At 39.2% G+C, this 1,921-nt stretch carries 5 protein-coding genes; 1 reads left to right on the top strand and 4 read right to left on the bottom strand.

Annotation, left to right across the window (positions count from 1 at the left end):
- Positions 1–274: hypothetical protein (locus ACUVXA_RS20370; protein ID WP_445873126.1), on the top strand; the 274-nt coding region annotated here is incomplete at its 5' end.
- On the opposite strand, the gene ACUVXA_RS20365 is transcribed toward ACUVXA_RS20370, so the two are convergent.
- The 4 genes from ACUVXA_RS20365 to ACUVXA_RS20350 all read right to left on the bottom strand — a co-directional run bounded on the left by ACUVXA_RS20365 (position 258) and on the right by ACUVXA_RS20350 (position 1,622).
- Positions 258–590 (bottom strand): hypothetical protein, encoded by a 333-nt coding sequence (locus ACUVXA_RS20365; protein WP_445873125.1) that lies wholly within the window; start codon positions 588–590, stop codon positions 258–260. The genes ACUVXA_RS20370 and ACUVXA_RS20365 overlap by 17 nt on opposite strands.
- Positions 591–594: 4 nt before the next feature.
- On the bottom strand, positions 595–798 hold the full coding sequence (locus tag ACUVXA_RS20360) for a hypothetical protein (RefSeq protein ID WP_445873124.1): 204 nt from the start codon (positions 796–798) through the stop codon (positions 595–597).
- Positions 799–1,092: 294 nt separating this feature from the next.
- A complete protein-coding gene (locus tag ACUVXA_RS20355) occupies positions 1,093–1,281 on the bottom strand; it encodes a toxin-antitoxin system TumE family protein (protein WP_445873127.1) in 189 nt (62 codons plus the stop codon).
- A gap of 188 nt (positions 1,282–1,469) precedes the next feature.
- Positions 1,470–1,622 (bottom strand): hypothetical protein, encoded by a 153-nt coding sequence (locus tag ACUVXA_RS20350; protein WP_445873123.1) that lies wholly within the window; start codon positions 1,620–1,622, stop codon positions 1,470–1,472.
- Between the last annotated feature and the right edge of the window lie 299 nt (positions 1,623–1,921).

Raw genomic sequence — 1,921 nt, 5'->3', positions numbered from 1 at the left:
AGTACCACATAGCCATATATGGTATTATTTAGTATTAAATCTTCCTACTGTTGTATACCCTTCAAAGGAGTTTCTTGAGAAGGCAAAGTTACCTGATAACGGACCATGCAAAGTCATAGTTGTCGGCGACGAAATAATAATAAGACGTCAAGTATCGGGGGAACTCAACCTATTTAAGATTCTTTCGTTTGGAAAGGAAAGGGTTCCTTGTTTTCTTAAATTCCGTTTTCCATTTGAATTTTTGCATCTTTGTGATTCTAAATTTCGTATTTAATTTCTTCGATATTTTGCTCTGTGATCTCTTTATAGCCTCTTTTTTCTCTCTCGCTTATTTGTGTTTCAAAGTGGATTTCGAGGATATAGCTACCGAAAACTTGGTGCGGGTCGTCCTGAGATTCGATAATCATCCACCCGAATCCTCCTTCTCCATAATGAACCACTTTGTTCTCCTTGAAAAATACTCGTTTTCCGCTTCTAATGTAGGCTTCTGCTACTTTGCGAAGGAAATGGATGTATTTTTCGGCAATCCGTCTCTCTTGTTCCTCAACAAATTCCTCGGTCTCCCTCCATAGAGTCTTTAAATCTTCCATGTATCTATCTCCTTCCATTAAGCTCTTTTTCTTTTATGAAATCCTCAAGTTCCCTGTTAAACCTGTTTCTAAAAGCTTCTTGCGCAAGTTCCTTAAATTGGGGGAAGTTTTCGCAGAATAACTTCAGCAGACTTGATACGCAATACTCGCATCCACCATCGGCTGCAAGCAGTATTCTTACCACCTTCTCTGCTTCCTTTCTGTTCATAACGGAACCTCTACTCTAAATCCTTTAAAAACTTCTTTACTTTCGGCGAGTCTTCTATTTCCTTCACTTATTCACACTCTCTTCCTTCACTTTCTCAGTATTATTCAACTACTCAGCCTTTTCATGCGAGAATTCGCGGAATGCTTTTCTATTAAAAATTTCGTTTCAAATTTGGCGAACTCATCACCATTTCAATTTTGATGTAGTTTTTCCATAATTAAATCTGTCCTAGTCGATATGCCCCCTTCAACATAATGGATTTACAAGTTTACTTGGTTCTTCTCTCATGATTTTTCAGTCAGTTCGTGTTGATGTTAGCTTCTTTTCTATGATTTCAAGAATTGAGGCGAGTGAAGTTTCGGAGCATTTCCATACTCTTGTAGCTGTGTGTTTGTGATGCGGATACGTTTCTAACTCTGAGTGGTGTGGAGCATTATCCCATCGTGTTAAAACAGCATCCCCCCCTAAGCCAAGTGTACTTATACCTAATCTTGTTCACTCTTTCTTCTCTTACAACAATATATTCTGCAAATTCAAGTTTGCTCCCATCGGTGAAAGCGAGTCTACCCTTTACAGTGCCTGCAGTATTGGTTTTAACTTCAAAAATATCTCTTCTTCAATTATTATAGGGTGTTTACTCAGAATATTCTTAACGCGAGAAAAATATTCGCTTACTGTATGCATTGTTCAAGCATCCTAGCGATTTCCCTTTCCTCCTCCTCTACATGTTTGAGGAGTTCGTATTCTCCTGCCCAATCGACGTAATCATCCATGTCTCCAAGTTCACCGGACTTAAACCTCTCGTAAAACTCTTCCGTCCTCATTCCGTACCTCCACTCATATTCTTTCAGCCGTTTCTTCGTTCTACTTATGGCATTCCTAGAAAGAGTCTGCTCCCTACTCAGTGCACCAATTAGCGCCTGCCTGGCAATCTCACTCTTCACATCCACAGATAGGGAAGGCATCACTCACCACCAAATTATTTTCCTACATCAACTCTATTAAACTCTTCCCACAAAGAAGCTCATCCCATAGTACAGGTCTTCATAATAATGGGAAGTGTAACTTAAATCCTATAGATAAAAAACTTTCAATCTCCGTAGCTGGAGAACGGTTTTTGCAA

It is taken from the genome of Candidatus Jordarchaeum sp., assembly GCF_052745115.1.
Note: the sequence above shows the minus strand (reverse complement) of the source record. Positions and strands in the feature narration are given on the sequence as shown.